The organism is Oceanobacillus sp. FSL K6-0127 (assembly GCF_037983385.1).
Lineage (GTDB): Bacteria > Bacillota > Bacilli > Bacillales > Amphibacillaceae > Oceanobacillus > Oceanobacillus profundus.
Genome location: NZ_CP150287.1, coordinates 1,717,644 through 1,734,314 on the forward strand (window position 1 = coordinate 1,717,644; position 16,671 = coordinate 1,734,314).

At 41.3% G+C, this 16,671-nt stretch carries 13 protein-coding genes and 2 rRNA genes; 11 read left to right on the forward strand and 4 right to left on the reverse strand.

Annotated elements, in window-relative coordinates:
* Window positions 1-87: 87 nt before the first annotated feature.
* Window positions 88-261 (reverse strand): hypothetical protein, encoded by a 174-nt coding sequence (locus MHH64_RS08605; protein ID WP_168927301.1) that lies wholly within the window; start codon window positions 259-261, stop codon window positions 88-90.
* 153 nt (window positions 262-414) lie between these two features.
* Here MHH64_RS08605 and MHH64_RS08610 point away from each other — a divergent pair, with 153 nt between their 5' ends.
* The 3 genes from MHH64_RS08610 (at window position 415) to MHH64_RS08620 (ending at window position 3,301) form a co-directional block, all read left to right on the forward strand.
* A complete protein-coding gene (locus MHH64_RS08610) occupies window positions 415-585 on the forward strand; it encodes a gamma-type small acid-soluble spore protein (RefSeq protein WP_095313629.1) in 171 nt (56 codons plus the stop codon).
* A 198-nt stretch (window positions 586-783) separates the two neighbouring features.
* A complete protein-coding gene (locus MHH64_RS08615; RefSeq protein ID WP_095313627.1) occupies window positions 784-1,311 on the forward strand; it encodes a DUF402 domain-containing protein in 528 nt (175 codons plus the stop codon).
* Window positions 1,312-1,537: 226 nt separating this feature from the next.
* Complete coding sequence (locus MHH64_RS08620) at window positions 1,538-3,301, forward strand: ABC transporter ATP-binding protein (RefSeq protein WP_095313625.1); 1,764 nt, start codon at window positions 1,538-1,540, stop codon at window positions 3,299-3,301.
* Window positions 3,302-3,377: 76 nt separating this feature from the next.
* On the opposite strand, the gene MHH64_RS08625 is transcribed toward MHH64_RS08620, so the two are convergent.
* Window positions 3,378-4,673: a glutamate-1-semialdehyde 2,1-aminomutase gene (locus MHH64_RS08625; RefSeq protein ID WP_095313623.1), complete on the reverse strand. Its 1,296-nt coding sequence runs from the start codon at window positions 4,671-4,673 to the stop codon at window positions 3,378-3,380.
* Between the two features lie 178 nt (window positions 4,674-4,851).
* Here MHH64_RS08625 and MHH64_RS08630 point away from each other — a divergent pair, with 178 nt between their 5' ends.
* The 5 genes from MHH64_RS08630 (at window position 4,852) to perR (ending at window position 8,245) form a co-directional block, all read left to right on the forward strand.
* Window positions 4,852-5,286: an ion channel gene (locus MHH64_RS08630; protein ID WP_095313621.1), complete on the forward strand. Its 435-nt coding sequence runs from the start codon at window positions 4,852-4,854 to the stop codon at window positions 5,284-5,286.
* Window positions 5,287-5,346: 60 nt separating this feature from the next.
* Entirely contained in the window at window positions 5,347-5,817 is a 471-nt protein-coding gene (gene bcp, locus MHH64_RS08635) for a thioredoxin-dependent thiol peroxidase (RefSeq protein WP_251661643.1), read from the forward strand.
* 109 nt (window positions 5,818-5,926) lie between these two features.
* Window positions 5,927-6,874 carry a D-2-hydroxyacid dehydrogenase gene (locus MHH64_RS08640; RefSeq protein WP_303447612.1) on the forward strand — a complete coding sequence of 316 codons (948 nt, stop codon included), beginning with the start codon at window positions 5,927-5,929 and terminating at the stop codon, window positions 6,872-6,874.
* A gap of 2 nt (window positions 6,875-6,876) precedes the next feature.
* Entirely contained in the window at window positions 6,877-7,434 is a 558-nt protein-coding gene (locus tag MHH64_RS08645) for a cob(I)yrinic acid a,c-diamide adenosyltransferase (RefSeq protein WP_340003073.1), read from the forward strand.
* Window positions 7,435-7,801: 367 nt separating this feature from the next.
* Entirely contained in the window at window positions 7,802-8,245 is a 444-nt protein-coding gene (gene perR, locus MHH64_RS08650; protein WP_095313614.1) for a peroxide-responsive transcriptional repressor PerR, read from the forward strand.
* Between the two features lie 67 nt (window positions 8,246-8,312).
* On the opposite strand, the gene pabB is transcribed toward perR, so the two are convergent.
* Both pabB and MHH64_RS08660 read right to left on the reverse strand, forming a co-directional pair.
* Window positions 8,313-10,043, reverse strand: a complete 1,731-nt coding sequence (pabB, locus tag MHH64_RS08655) for an aminodeoxychorismate synthase component I (protein ID WP_340003074.1) — start codon at window positions 10,041-10,043, stop codon at window positions 8,313-8,315.
* A gap of 95 nt (window positions 10,044-10,138) precedes the next feature.
* A complete protein-coding gene (locus tag MHH64_RS08660) occupies window positions 10,139-10,516 on the reverse strand; it encodes a YgzB family protein (protein ID WP_303447609.1) in 378 nt (125 codons plus the stop codon).
* Window positions 10,517-10,643: 127 nt separating this feature from the next.
* Between MHH64_RS08660 and MHH64_RS08665 the strand changes: the two genes are divergently transcribed.
* The 3 genes from MHH64_RS08665 (at window position 10,644) to MHH64_RS08675 (ending at window position 16,635) form a co-directional block, all read left to right on the forward strand.
* A complete protein-coding gene (locus tag MHH64_RS08665; protein ID WP_340003075.1) occupies window positions 10,644-11,531 on the forward strand; it encodes a nucleotidyltransferase-like protein in 888 nt (295 codons plus the stop codon).
* Between the two features lie 365 nt (window positions 11,532-11,896).
* A 16S ribosomal RNA gene (locus tag MHH64_RS08670) occupies window positions 11,897-13,458 on the forward strand.
* A 258-nt stretch (window positions 13,459-13,716) separates the two neighbouring features.
* Window positions 13,717-16,635, forward strand: a 23S ribosomal RNA gene (locus MHH64_RS08675).
* The 16S and 23S rRNA genes sit together here, the layout of an rRNA operon.
* Window positions 16,636-16,671: the final 36 nt, after the last annotated feature.

Consider the following 16,671-nt stretch of genomic DNA (forward strand, 5'->3'; position numbering starts at 1 on the left):
ATGCAGAGAGTGAAGGTAAAACTTTCCTCTCTGCATAAGTGCAACTAAGATATTCGTCTAAATGCGTACCAACGAATGTCAAGTTTTCTAATCTGCCCGGTTGTAAATTTCTTTATTAATTTCATGCAGGATTGTTAAGCCCTCTGCATTAATGTAAGGTAAAATTTGTGAAAGTGCATGCTGAAAAAATTGTAATTCTTCATCCTGCCACCTTGTTTTGCTTATCATAGATAGTTCAGTGAAATCTCTTGGTGTTTGCATTGCGGCTACCTCCAATAATGAAGTGAAATGCATTCATAAATTGCGCCAAATCCAGATTATTATCCGCTGGTAGTTTTTTCATGAAAAATTTACAAATTTAATGGATAACAATTTGTTATGTGGTTAAATTAATCATTGTTGGAGGTGATACTGATGGCTAAAAAACCTAACAAAACTGCTGCTGGAACAAATGTTCAGCATGTAAAACAGCAGAATCAACAGGCTGCTCAAGGTCAAGGTCAATTCGGTACTGAATTTGCTTCTGAGACAGATGCTCAGCAAGTAAAGCAACAAAATCAACAGTCACAAGCAAAAAAGAAGTAAATATTTGTGTATGACAGTGAAGAAGAGTTTCCTATTAATTAGGAAGCTCTTTTTCATTGAATTCATCTTATCCCTAACTAATAACACATAAAATTTGCCCGAGCTTTCCATTTAGGATTCATAATACTTTATATTTAATTTGGTTAGCATTATAATGAATGATAATTGATGGCGGAAGAGCGGGGAAAGGAAGATAGGATGGTTACTCCGGGAGCAGGTTCAAAAATGCAGATACAGAGCTATAAACATAATGGACAGCTTCATCGGATCTGGGAGAACAGTACGGTATTAAAAGCTACAGAAACTATTGTAATTGGGGCGAATGACCGAACACAAGTTACGGAAAGTGATGGTCGCACCTGGGTCACAAGAGAACCAGCAATATGTTATTTTCATGCGAAGCATTGGTTTAATATCATCGGTATGCTGAGAGACGATGGTATTCACTACTATTGTAATATCAGTTCTCCATTTGTATACGATGATGAGGCATTGAAATATATCGATTATGATTTGGATGTGAAAGTATATCCAGATATGACATATGATCTTTTGGATGAGGATGAATATGAAGACCATCGCCAAAAGATGAATTATCCAGTTGTTCTAGATCGAATTCTTCATAATAATATAGAATATTTATTGCGGTGGGTACGTCAACGAAAAGGTCCCTTTGCACCAGATTTTATTGATGGTTGGTATGAACGATACTTAACCTATCGGTGAGTAAGAAATATACATGAAATACAAAGGGACTTGTCCTTGTTACCTTATTTGTAACAAGGATTTTCTATTGGACTATAAGTGCAACTAAGTCATTCGCTGAAGGTTTGCACTTCAAAGTATAAGGTAAGGGATTCTAAGCAAGTAAAGAAGGCATTCTAAGAATCCCATTAACGAGTGCAAATTTTTTCTAAGCAAAAGATGAATTAAAAAGATTGGGAATGATAATATGAGCAGTGTAAAGCAATACATGAAATTTGTTGCCCCGTATAAGTGGAAAATACTTTGGACAATAGTCATCGGTATTATTAAATTTGGTATCCCATTATTAATGCCATTAATTTTAAAGTATGTAATTGATGATATCATCGTTGCAGAAAACATGAGTGATGCTGACAAAATAAGTAAATTGCTATGGGTAATGGGAATTGCCTTTGTAGTATTTTTATTATTACGGCCACCAGTTGAATACATTCGTCAATACCTTGGACAGTGGGTAGGCAATAAAGTCTTATATGATATTCGGGATAGACTTTTTGATCATATCCAGAAGCTAAGTTTGAAATTCTATTCTCAGACAAAAACTGGCGAAATTATTTCCCGGGTAATAAATGATGTCGAACAGACGAAGAATTTTGTCATTACAGGTCTAATGAACGTTTGGTTAGATTTAATAACGATACTCATTGCAATAGGTATTATGCTATCAATGGATATTGGATTAACCATTGTTTCGATTATATTGTTCCCATTCTTTGGGTTTGCGATTAAATACTTTTATGGGAGACTCAGGAAATTGACAAGGGACAGATCCCAGGCGTTAGCGGAAGTTCAAGGACATTTACATGAGCGTGTTCAAGGTGTACCTGTTACGAGAAGCTTTGCGTTAGAAGACTATGAACAAACACAATTTGTAGAGCGCAATGGGAATTTTCTTGATAAAGCGCTTGTTCATACAAACTGGAATGCCAAAACATTCGCTGTAACAAATACGATTACTGATCTTGCTCCGCTTCTAGTCATTGCTTTTGCGGGCTATCAAGTCATTATAGGTAATGTAACGATGGGAACAATGGTCGCTTTTGTTGGCTATTTGGAACGCGTATACAGTCCACTTCGGAGGTTAATTAATTCATCAACGACATTGGTTCAAGCAGTCGCTTCGATTGATCGTGTTTTTGAATTTATGAATGAGAAATATGACATTGTCGATAAGGAAAATGCGATTGATCCTGGAAGAGTTAATGGCGCTGTCGATTTTGAAAATGTTTCCTTCCAATATGACGAAGCGGAGCTAAAGGTGTTGAAAAACATCAATTTGCATGTCGAGGAAGGTGAAACGATTGCTTTTGTCGGGATGAGTGGTGGCGGGAAGTCTACCTTAATTAGTTTGATCCCAAGATTTTATGATGTTACGGATGGTTCGATTAAAGTCGATGGGATGGACATTCGTGATATGAAAGCAAGAGCACTTCGGAATAACATTGGAATGGTTTTACAAGACAATATTCTTTTTAGTGAATCCATCGCTATGAATATTCGAATGGGAAATCCGGACGCAACGGACGAAGAAGTAATTGCTGCTGCAAAGGCTGCAAATGCGCATGACTTTATTACGAACCTGCCAAATGGATATGACACGTTAGTAGGAGAACGCGGTGTAAAATTATCAGGTGGACAAAAGCAGCGGGTTGCCATTGCGCGCGTATTTCTCAAAAATCCACCGATTTTAATTTTTGATGAAGCAACCTCCGCGTTAGACTTGGAGAGCGAACATTTAATCCAGGAAACAATGGAAAAATTAGCAGCAGATCGTACAACCTTTATTGTTGCACATCGCCTTGCAACGATCACGCATGCCGATAGAATTGTTGTGATTGAAAACGGCGAAATTACAGAAGTCGGGTCTCACCAAGAATTGATGGAAAAACAAGGGGACTACCATCAGTTGTATCAAATTCAGAATTTGGATGAAGGAAGCAAGTCCAAATAAAGAAACAGATAGGAAAGCTTAACTTTCCTATCTGTTTTGTTATCTTAAAAAGAATTTGGGACAAACTACAGTGTTTTTACTTACCTGTCATGACACTAAAGGCGTGACTAACAGCGTCTATTGTTTGAGCAATATCAGATTCCTTATGCTCTGTTGTTAAGAACCATGCTTCATATTTTGATGGTGCTAGGTTAATTCCCTGGTTCAGCATTAGTTTAAAGAAGGTTGCAAACGCATCTCCATCTGTAGCTTCAGCTTGTTCATAATTCGTAATCTTTTCTTCACCAAAGTATACTGTCAGTGCTCCACGCAAACGATTGACTGTAATAGGCACACCATATTTTTCAGCTTGTTCTAAAATACCATTTTCCAGCATTTCTCCAAGCTGATCTAATTTTTCGTATACGCCATCCTGTTTCAAAACTTCTAAGCACGCAATACCAGAAGCCATTGATGCAGGATTACCAGCCATCGTTCCAGCTTGATATGCAGGTCCAAGTGGTGCAACTTGTTCCATAATATCTTTACGACCACCGTAGGCCCCAATAGGAAGTCCTCCACCAATGATTTTACCCATTGCTGTCATATCAGGTTCTACTCCATATAGCTGCTGTGCACTTCCATAGGTGAAACGAAAGGCAGTAATCACTTCATCATAAATAACAAGTGCTCCTGCTTCGTGTGTTAAATCATTAACAGCTTGTAAAAAGCCTTCATGTGGTTCGACAATTCCGAAGTTCCCTACAATTGGCTCAACTAATACAGCAGCAATTTGATCTCCCCATTTATCTAGTGCTTCCTTATAAGCATCTAAATCATTAAAGGGAACGGTAATGACGTCGGCAGCAGTTGATTTAGGAACTCCTGCTGAATCTGGAGTGCCAAGTGTAGATGGTCCTGAGCCAGCTTGTACGAGTACCGCATCAAAGTGTCCATGATAACAGCCCGCAAATTTAATAATTTTTGTTCTACCTGTATAAGCGCGAGCTACACGGATTGTAGTCATAACTGCTTCGGTTCCTGAATTGTTGAAACGAACCTTTTCCAGAGAAGGAATTGCTTCCTTTAACATTTTAGCAAATTGATTTTCTAATTTTGTCGGTGTACCATACAAGACACCAGTAGTCGCAGCGTGTGCAATAGCTTTAGCAATATGTGGGTGTGCATGACCAGTAATAATTGGGCCATAAGCTGCTAAATAATCTATGTACTTATTTCCGTCAACATCCCAAAAATAAGGACCTTGCCCACGTTCCATATATACAGGCGAGCCACCGCCTACCGCTTTAAATGCACGAGAAGGTGAATTAACTCCTCCAACAATATGTTCCAAAGCTTCTGTGTGAAGCTCTTCTGATTTTGTGAAATTCATTTCTGAAATCCTCCCTTGATTTCTCCGTACTGACATTAACTAATATAACATAAAATGGAATACAGAATGATTACGAAGTAGCGAACGTCAAATTTCACATTTTCGTTTTTTCTAAGACAAGCTTTTTCAGTATGAAGCATACATATATCATATAACAATTATAAATGAGGGGTCCTGAATGGTTATACCTTGGCTAGTTATGATTGGGATATGCCTTATCGTGATAAAAAGCTTCTTTGACTTTTTCCATGGGAAAAGCTTTGCTCAAGTTCTGGAAATGAAGGAGAGTCGGTTTTCGATAGAGATATTTATGGCATTACTCATTATTTATATCATTCTTATGTTTGGCTATGGCATGATTTATTTCATTTTATCTATTGAAGGAATTGTTCTCGTAGAAAACGGGGAGCTGCGGCAGGTAAGTATTATAGGATCTATTATCCATTCCGTTTATTTCAGTGGCGTTACATTACTTTCGGTTGGATATGGAGATATTACTCCAGTTGGAATTGGGAGATTCATTGCTTTAACACAAGCATTGATCGGATATATTTTACCGGCTGCATTTGTGGTTAGAGTGCTTCAATCTCGAGATAGAAGCAGGGATATATGAATCTATCAGCTTGATATGATATAGTTGCAATAGAATGTTTTAAGTTGGAGGGAAATTTTCATGACAATAGAGATTGGAAAAAAAGTAGAGGATTTCACGTTGCCAAGTCAATCTGGCGAGCAGGTGCATCTATCTGATTTCAAGGGTAAGCATGTGGTTTTATACTTTTATCCTAAGGATATGACACCAGGATGCACGACAGAGGCTTGTGATTTTCGCGATCAGCATGAGAGCTTTGCGGAATTAGACGCCGTAATTATTGGTATTAGTCCAGACCCGGCTGAAAGCCATCAGAAGTTCATTAATAAACATGAGCTGCCATTTTTATTGTTAGCTGATGAAGACCATAAAATTGCAGAGATGTTTGATGTGTGGAAATTGAAGAAGAACTTCGGAAAAGAATATTACGGAATCGAACGCTCTACGTTCATCATTGATAAAGAAGGAAAACTCCAAAAGGAATTTCGAAAAGTAAGAGTCAAAGGGCATGTAGAAGAAGCGTTAGAATTTATAAAAGAAAATCTATCATAAAGCGTACGAAGGAAGCAGTCCAATTTTGGGCTGTTTTGCTTTATTGTTTTCAGTTTTTGAAAAAACAATTAGTATAGAAGAAAGGGGTTTTAGGGGGAGGGCTTTCGTAATGATTTTATTTTCAGCAAAAATATCAGGCAAGCATCAAGAAAAGTTAAAACAGGACTATTCCAATCAACATTTTTTATTCTCCGAAAGTGATGAGATGACGAAGAAATATTTAGCTGAGGCTGAGGTTCTTGTCACGTATGGTAGTGATGTTAATGTGCAGGTTATTCAACGTGCAGCCAGCCTTAAATGGATTATGGTTCTATCGGCTGGAGTAGATGAATTACCTGTTGAACTCATTAAGGAAAAAGAAATTATCGTAACGAATGCAAGAGGTATTCATAAGATACAAATGGCTGAATATGCTATATCAATGTTATTACAAGTTTATCGCCAGGAAAAAATATTGATGCAAAATGAAAAGGCCCATCGATGGGACAAATCTGTAAAAGTAAAAGAAATAACTGGAAGTACAATTGTTATTGCTGGAACTGGCGCAATCGGTCAAGAGGTTGCTCGTCTTGCAAAAGCTTTTCAAATGAAAACGATTGGTGTATCCAGAAGTGGAAAAAATGTAGCGTATTTTGATGAAAATGTTACAAATGATAAGCTTAAGCATGTGTTAGCTGAAGCAGATTTCCTTGTATCAGTACTACCGAGAACAAAAGAGACAAGCGGATTTTTTACGGATAATCATTTTAATGCAATGCCAAATCATGGCGTGTTTTTAAATATGGGACGAGGTGACGCAGTTAGCAGTGAAGTGATTCTTAAAGCTGTACAAGAAAATGAAATTGCTCACGCGATTTTGGATGTAACGGAGCAAGAGCCATTACCGAAAGACCATCCATTTTGGTCAGAGGATAACATTACAATCACCCCTCATATATCAGGTCTTTCACCAGATTATGTAACACGGGCATTAGAGATTTTTACAAAAAATCTTGACCAGTATATAACTGGTGCGGGCGATTATACGAATAAAATCGATTTATCTAGGGGGTATTAGCAATGCGAATTTATACGCGTTCTGGTGATAAAGGACAAACGTCATTAGTTTATGGCGAACGTGTACCAAAAAATCATTTACGTGTAGAGGCATATGGAACATGTGATGAAGCAAATTCTATAATTGGTCTTGCGCTAAGTTTTCTCAATCAGGAAGACTGGAATGAGAAAGAGCAGTTCTTAGAGCAGATGTATCGTGTACAGACGATTCTATTTCATGTAGGGGCTGAGCTTTCTACGCCAGCTGATAAAGAGGTAAACTGGAAATTAAAGCAGGAACATATTCAAGAGATGGAGGACCAAATTGACAATTGGGATGGTCAATTAGATCCACTGAGAAACTTTATCCTTCCGTCTGGTCATAGTGCTTCAAGCGCCTTGCATACTGCGAGAACGGTTGTTAGAAGAGCAGAACGTATCGTGGTTGGTCTAGGTGATGAATTGAAAAATGATCTTGTATTATCCTATTTAAATCGATTATCCGATTTTCTATTTGTTGCAGCTAGATATGTTAATAAGAAGCTAGGTGGCGATGAATTACCGTTAAAGGTAGATATTTAATTCAATTTGTATAATATACTTATGGTATGTGTTCGAAAAGGAGGATAAGAAGGACCAAGGTCGTCTAAGATCGCAACGTCCTTTTGCGACGCCGACACTAGCACGTCCTTTGCGTCGAAGTTCGAGGCGGCGTAAGCTCCCCGTACCGGGCTTCCACAGGATGTGGTGAATTCGACGTTCGACACAGGACGTGTCGGTACTTAGTCGAAGGTCTACTGCTCTCGATGTGTCATTTTTACCGGACTTTTTTGAACAACCTCTAATATTGACAGAACACTAGGTAAGCAGTTACACTAATTATAAAGATTACAATCTAATAACGTTGTTAATTGAATATATTATTAATTTGAAAGTGAGGTGTTTGGCGGTGTCTGAAAAGCGGCTACGGAAAGCAATTGATACATTAAAAGAATCAGGCGTCCGTATCACACCACAGCGGCACGCAGTTCTAGAGTACTTGCTTAACACGATGGTTCATCCAACAGCAGATGATATATATAAAGCGTTGGAAGGGAAATTCCCTAACATGAGTGTGGCAACTGTTTATAATAACCTCCGTGTGCTTAGAGAAGTAGGGTTAGTTCGTGAATTAACCTACGGAGATTCATCAAGCAGGTTTGACTGCAATACTTCTGATCATTATCATATTATTTGCGAAGCGTGTGGAAAAATTGTTGATTTTCATTATCCATCATTAGATGAAGTAGAATCCCTAGCTGAACAGGTAACTGGATTTGAAGTAAGTCATCATCGACTTGAAGTTTACGGGAAGTGCCCTGGTTGTCAAGGAATGCTAACACAAAAACACTAATTGCTAAAAGCCAATTGTAAGATTAACTTACAATTGGCTTTTATTATGGCTCTAATATTATTTATCATTATAATAGATGAACAAGCATCCATTTTCTTACACTATTAATGAGCCACATTTTAGATATACTACTGAGTTCCCCAACTAGTAACTTTCTTTCTAAAATAATTCTCTCATTAAGTAATACTTCTCTGTACGTGCCAGCAAGTAAGCCTGAACTTAATGGTGGTGTATATAATTTGCCATCTATCTCTACTACAATATTACCTGTCGTAAATTCTGTAATTTCATCCTCCTGATTCCACATTAGAACGTCGAATACTTCAGGGTGTCGTTGTTTCACTTTTTCATAAATGTTTCTGTTCGTTGTTTTATAATGCAGAAAAGGGTTTTCCTTATCTACTGCATGATGAGCTAGCTTGACTGGAACAGAATCGGTAAGTTCAGTTATTTCCTTTCCTTCTATTGTAATTTGCCCATCACGATCGGAAAGTAGTCGGACCTTCCATTTTCCGTGTTGGTGGGCAATTGCAAAATCCTGAAGTTTCTCTTTTGCGCTTGCTATGTCTACATGATAGTTAAAATAAGAAGCACTCTTATTCAATCGGTTTAAGTGATTTTGTGAAATGAAATAGACTCCGTCTTCAAGCCCAATTGTTTCTAATAATTGAAATTGCATCGGCGAGACGGCTAATACTTTTGCTTTTGTTAGTGCTTCCTTGTATTCATCCTGATCATTTGAATCCCAAGTAATCCCGCCGCCAATTCCGTACGTTGCATCACCACTATGATTATCGATCATTACTGTTCGTATTGGTACGTTAAAAATAGCCTCCTTGTCAGGAGTTATGTAACCAATCGTTCCACAATACACTTCTCGTGGAGTAGGTTCAAGCCGATTAATTATATTCATTGTACTTATTTTAGGTGCTCCTGTAATGGAGCCACAAGGAAATAACGCGGTGAATATATCGGCAATTGTTTTTTCTTTTGAAATCTCTGCAGTTACTGTGGAAGTCATCTGATAGACTGTTGGGTATTCCTCGATGGAATATAGCTTCGGTACCTTTACACTGTTTGGCTTTGCTATCATTCCTAAATCATTTCGCAGCAGATCGACAATCATCACATTTTCAGCGCGGTTTTTCTTCGAATGATAAAGCCAATTTGCATTTGACTGGTCCTCTTCTGAAGTAGTTCCTCTCTCAATCGTTCCTTTCATCGGCTTAGTAGTAAGCTTACCTTCTTTTAAGTGAAAGAATAATTCGGGTGAAGCAGAAACGATTGTAAAATCACCAATGTTTAAATAGGCACTGTAATCTGCTGCTTGAGCATTGGCTAGTTGATTGTAGTATGCAACAGAATCGCCGGAAAACTGGGCCAGCATACGAATGGTATAGTTAACTTGATAGGTAATGCCCTTTTTAATGTAATTTTTAATTTGCCCGATACAATTGTTATAATCGAATAAAGTAGTTTGAGCTTTCCATTCGGAAGTATGAAATTCTTGAACGGATTGAAGTCGCTTCTTCTCCGGCTTCTCATAAATTCCGAACCAAAGAAGTGGCATGACTGGGTTAGAATGAACTTTTAAAGCTTTTTCAAATGCAGGAGCAGCTTCATAGGAAAGATATCCTGCTGCATAGTAGCCTTTGCTCGTTTCTGCTTCAATTTCATTTAATAAAGGAATCACTTCGTCTATTTTAGTAGTGGAAAAAATTTTGATCGGATCTTTAAAAAGAAAGGGACTATTTTTTCTCGTTTCACTTATAAAATCAAAATGCAATAGGGGTTCCATTGAAATATCTTTCCCTTCGTTAGATCGTTGATATGCAATGTTGTCTGTCGGTAAAAAAATCCGTCGATTTCGACGGATTTAGTGCGTGCAGTAATTTAACGTTTCTTTTGTGATTTTGCATAGCTACGTTTATTATATTTTTCATCGAATGCTTCACCTTCTAGGTTCTTATCCATGGTCAATGGTTGTTTGCAATGCATACAAGCATCAACACGACCTAACATCTTGGTTGGCTTGTCACAGCTTGGACATACAACAGGTACCGCCTTAAGGGATAGAGTTCCTATCCAGACATAGACAACACAACTGAAAACAACCATCAGTAATCCTAATATAAAAAATATAACCATTAACCACTCAATATTTTTAGTGAGAATACCTGCGTACATTAACAGAATACCTGCAAAAACTAGAATCAGCGCGAACGTACGAATCTTATTTATTTTACTTGAATATACCAATTGTTGTGCCATGTTTTTCCCCCTTATTTTACAACTGTAGTATAGCATAAAAACTAAAAAAATTAATTATGAAAAAGGTTTTTCAATCAAATGTAACGAATTACTCTAAATAGAAATCGAAAATGGAGGAAACCGTAGAATGGAAAATTCGCTGAGACCTATATATCAAGAACATGCAAGTAATCCCAATACATTGGGGATATTATTAATAGAGAAGATTCAACATGACAGTCCAGTTACCGACGGATTCGATGTTATTCTACTTATTATCGTGGATGAATATGAGCAAAACTGGTATGTGAAGCATTATGAAATAGAAGGAAAAACAGCGGCGCTGCATATTGTCCGTATGGATGTTTTGGTGGAATGGATTGATACAAGTGGCTATCGAAGAGCAGTTGAATGGATTATTCTGGGGAAACCCGTATTTGATAGAAATGAATACATTGCTCGGTTAAAGGAACAACTACGAGATTTCCCTAAAGAGAAACGAGATTTAAGGAAAATGATTGATTTCGGCAAATTAGTTAAAAGCTATAGTGAAGCTAAGGCTCTTTATGAAACAGGGGAATTTAATGATGCACATAGTAAAATACTTAATTCCCTTCACTATTTAGCAAGATTGGCTGTAATAGAAAAAGGCTATTATCCCGAAGTAACTGTTTGGAGCCAAGTAAAGAAAATTGATTCCGAGGTATATAAATTATATGAAGTTTTCATTGAGAGTAATGAAGCAGTATATAAACGAATTGAATTAATGATAATAGGTATGGACTTCGTGATACATAATCGTGCCATGATATCAGCTAAGCATTTGTTAGATATTATGAAAACAAAGGAGAGTGCTTGGTCATATGCTGAGATAAAAAGTCATGTTATGATCCAACCATATAGATTAGACTTAAGTGCGATCCTTTCTTACCTTGTTGAGAAAAATATAATTAACGTTGTTCTCGAGCAGACAAAAGGACATGCTGTATATCAAAGAAAATATATTTTAACCGATGAAGTAACACATAATAATTAATTTGCATATGTAATAAGAGTGGGCGGTAAATAGCGTAGAACCTAATAATCCGTCCCTTTCTTGAAACAATTGTTAAGTAACAGATATTTTTTTGTAAAATAACCGTTGACTTTAATATAGAGCCGTGATAAAGTTAAATCCGTCGCAAAAATCCACTAAAGATTAGCGACAAAAATTTAAAATTAATTGTTGACACAACGTTAATAGTTATGGTATATTAGAAAAGTCGCTGCTAAACAACGCGACAAACAAATTTGCTCTTTGAAAACTGAACAAAACAACCAGTATGTCAAGAAAAAGGAAACTCGTTTTTCTTTTTGAAACAAGTAGAAGTCAGCTTCTACAAAAGCTAAGTATTACAAACTTTTATGGAGAGTTTGATCTTGGCTCAGGACGAACGCTGGCGGCGTGCCTAATACATGCAAGTCGAGCGCAGGAAATAAACAGAACCCTCCGGGGTGATGTTTATGGAATGAGCGGCGGACGGGTGAGTAACACGTGGGCAACCTGCCTGTAAGATCGGGATAACTCGCGGAAACGTGAGCTAATACCGGATAACACTTTTCATCTCATGGTGAGAAGATAAAAGACGGTTTCGGCTGTCACTTACAGATGGGCCCGCGGCGCATTAGCTAGTTGGTGAGGTAACGGCTCACCAAGGCGACGATGCGTAGCCGACCTGAGAGGGTGATCGGCCACACTGGGACTGAGACACGGCCCAGACTCCTACGGGAGGCAGCAGTAGGGAATCTTCCGCAATGGACGAAAGTCTGACGGAGCAACGCCGCGTGAGTGATGAAGGTTTTCGGATCGTAAAACTCTGTTGTTAGGGAAGAACAAGTTGGGTAGTAACTGACCCAACCTTGACGGTACCTAACCAGAAAGCCACGGCTAACTACGTGCCAGCAGCCGCGGTAATACGTAGGTGGCAAGCGTTGTCCGGAATTATTGGGCGTAAAGCGCTCGCAGGCGGTCTTTTAAGTCTGATGTGAAAGCCCACGGCTTAACCGTGGAGGGTCATTGGAAACTGGAGGACTTGAGTACAGAAGAGGAGAGTGGAATTCCACGTGTAGCGGTGAAATGCGTAGAGATGTGGAGGAACACCAGTGGCGAAGGCGACTCTCTGGTCTGTAACTGACGCTGAGGAGCGAAAGCGTGGGTAGCGAACAGGATTAGATACCCTGGTAGTCCACGCCGTAAACGATGAGTGCTAGGTGTTAGGGGGTTTCCGCCCCTTAGTGCTGAAGTTAACGCATTAAGCACTCCGCCTGGGGAGTACGGCCGCAAGGCTGAAACTCAAAAGAATTGACGGGGGCCCGCACAAGCGGTGGAGCATGTGGTTTAATTCGAAGCAACGCGAAGAACCTTACCAGGTCTTGACATCCTCTGATACCTCTAGAGATAGAGTTTTCCCTTCGGGGACAGAGTGACAGGTGGTGCATGGTTGTCGTCAGCTCGTGTCGTGAGATGTTGGGTTAAGTCCCGCAACGAGCGCAACCCTTGATCTTAGTTGCCAGCATTCAGTTGGGCACTCTAAGGTGACTGCCGGTGACAAACCGGAGGAAGGTGGGGATGACGTCAAATCATCATGCCCCTTATGACCTGGGCTACACACGTGCTACAATGGATGGAACAAAGGGAAGCGAACCCGTGAGGTCAAGCCAATCCCATAAAACCATTCTCAGTTCGGATTGTAGGCTGCAACTCGCCTACATGAAGCCGGAATCGCTAGTAATCGCGGATCAGCATGCCGCGGTGAATACGTTCCCGGGCCTTGTACACACCGCCCGTCACACCACGAGAGTTGGTAACACCCGAAGTCGGTGAGGTAACCTTTTGGAGCCAGCCGCCGAAGGTGGGACTAATGATTGGGGTGAAGTCGTAACAAGGTAGCCGTATCGGAAGGTGCGGCTGGATCACCTCCTTTCTAAGGATTATTACGGAACCCTACCTTCGGGTAGGAAGGGCATACTGTGTTGTTTGGTTCAGTTTTGAGAGAGTAAAAAAGATCTCTCAAAGGATTGAAGGATCTTCTGTTAAAACCCGTCACGTCCTGTGACGAACACAGAAGTCACCACATCCTGTGGAAGCTTGTACCTTGAAAACTAAATAAGAGTAACAACGACATCAATATTTTTAAATAAAAGCAAGGCTAATAAATTAGTACGCTTATTTACTGTAACTTAGTTAAGTGAATAAGGGCGCACGGTGGATGCCTTGGCACTAGAAGCCGATGAAGGACGGGACTAACACCGATATGCCTCGGGGAGTTGTAAGTAAACTTTGATCCGGGGATTTCCGAATGGGGGAACCCACTGTTCGTAATGGAACAGTACATGCATCTGAATACATAGGGTGCATGAGGTAGACCCGGGGAACTGAAACATCTCAGTACCCGGAGGAAGAGAAAGAAAAATCGATTTCCTGAGTAGCGGCGAGCGAAACGGAAAGAGCCCAAACCAGAAAGCTTGCTTTCTGGGGTTGTAGGACACTCCACTCGGAGTTACCAAGGAATTCTTTAAATGAATCGACCTGGAAAGGTCAGCCACAGAAGGTAACAGCCCTGTAGTTGAAAAAGAATTCCCTCCGGAGTGTATCCTGAGTACGGCGGAACACGTGGAATTCCGTCGGAATCCGGGAGGACCATCTCCCAAGGCTAAATACTCTCTAGTGACCGATAGTGAACCAGTACCGTGAGGGAAAGGTGAAAAGCACCCCGGAAGGGGAGTGAAATAGAACCTGAAACCGTGTGCCTACAAGTAGTCGAAGCCCGTTAATGGGTAACGGCGTACCTTTTGTAGAATGGACCGGCGAGTTACGATCGTATGCAAGGTTAAGTGGAAGACACGGAGCCGCAGCGAAAGCGAGTCTGAATAGGGCGAATGAGTATGCGGTCGTAGACCCGAAACCGTGTGATCTACCCATGTCCAGGGTGAAGGTCAGGTAACACTGACTGGAGGCCCGAACCCACGTATGTTGAAAAATGCGGGGATGAGGTGTGGGTAGGGGTGAAATGCCAATCGAACACGGAGATAGCTGGTTCTCTCCGAAATAGCTTTAGGGCTAGCCTCAAGAAATAGAGTACTGGAGGTAGAGCACTGATTGGACTAGGGGCCCTCACCGGGTTACCGAATTCAGTCAAACTCCGAATGCCAGTTACTTTTACTTGGGAGTCAGACTATGGGTGATAAGGTTCATAGTCGAAAGGGAAACAGCCCAGACCGCCAGCTAAGGTCCCAAAGTATACGTTAAGTGGAAAAGGATGTGGAGTTGCCCAGACAACCAGGATGTTGGCTTAGAAGCAGCCATCATTTAAAGAGTGCGTAATAGCTCACTGGTCGAGTGACTCTGCGCCGAAAATGTACCGGGGCTAAACGTATCACCGAAGCTGCGGATTGTTCTTACGAACAATGGTAGGAGAGCGTTCTAAGTGCTGTGAAGTCAGACCGTGAGGACTGGTGGAGCGCTTAGAAGTGAGAATGCCGGTATGAGTAGCGAAAAAAGAGTGAGAATCTCTTTCACCGAATGCCTAAGGTTTCCTGAGGAAGGCTCGTCCTCTCAGGGTTAGTCGGGACCTAAGCCGAGGCCGAAAGGCGTAGGCGATGGACAACAGGTAGATATTCCTGTACCACCTCATGATTGTTTGAGCGATGGGGGGACGCAGTAGGATAAGGAATGCGCACTGATGGATATGTGCGCCCAAGCAGTGAGAAAGTCAGATAGGCAAATCCGTCTGGCAATTTCAAGCTGTGATGGGGAGGGAAATTTAGTACCGAAGTTCCGGATTTCACACTGCCAAGAAAAGCCTCTAGTTAGATCATAGGTGCCCGTACCGCAAACCGACACAGGTAGGCGAGGAGAGAATCCTAAGGTGAGCGGGAGAACTCTCGTTAAGGAACTCGGCAAAATGACCCCGTAACTTCGGGAGAAGGGGTGCTTCATTTACATGGAGCCGCAGTGAATAGGCCCAAGCGACTGTTTAGCAAAAACACAGGTCTCTGCGAAGCCGAAAGGCGAAGTATAGGGGCTGACACCTGCCCGGTGCTGGAAGGTTAAGGGGAAATGTTAGCCGCAAGGCGAAGCTTTGAACCGAAGCCCCAGTAAACGGCGGCCGTAACTATAACGGTCCTAAGGTAGCGAAATTCCTTGTCGGGTAAGTTCCGACCCGCACGAAAGGTGCAACGACTTGGGCACTGTCTCAACGAGAGACCCGGTGAAATTATACTATGCGTGAAGATGCGCATTACCCGCGACAGGACGGAAAGACCCCGTGGAGCTTTACTGTAGCCTGATATTGAATGTCTGTGCAGCTTGTACAGGATAGGTGGGAGCCTTGGAAACCGGAGCGCTAGCTTCGGTGGAGGCATCCGTGGGATACCACCCTGGCTGTATGGACATTCTAACCCAGGACCGTGATCCGGTTCGGAGACAGTGTCAGGCGGGCAGTTTGACTGGGGCGGTCGCCTCCCAAAAGGTAACGGAGGCGCCCAAAGGTTCCCTCAGAATGGTTGGAAATCATTCGTAGAGTGTAAAGGCACAAGGGAGCTTGACTGCGAGACCTACAAGTCGAGCAGGGACGAAAGTCGGGCTTAGTGATCCGGTGGTTCCGCATGGAAGGGCCATCGCTCAACGGATAAAAGCTACCCCGGGGATAACAGGCTTATCTCCCCCAAGAGTTCACATCGACGGGGAGGTTTGGCACCTCGATGTCGGCTCATCGCATCCTGGGGCTGTAGTCGGTCCCAAGGGTTGGGCTGTTCGCCCATTAAAGCGGTACGCGAGCTGGGTTCAGAACGTCGTGAGACAGTTCGGTCCCTATCCGTCGTGGGCGTTGGAAGTTTGAGAGGAGCTGTCCTTAGTACGAGAGGACCGGGATGGACACACCGCTGGTGTACCAGTTGTTCCGCCAGGAGCATCGCTGGGTAGCTACGTGTGGAAAGGATAAGTGCTGAAAGCATCTAAGCATGAAGCCCCCCTCAAGATGAGACTTCCCATCACTTCGAGTGAGTAAGATCCCTCAGAGACGATGAGGTTGATAGGTTCGGTGTGGAAGCGTGGTGACACGTGGAGCTTACGGATACTAATCGATCGAGGACTTAACTAAATTCTTTATTTGATGTCTTGTTTACTCTTATTTAGT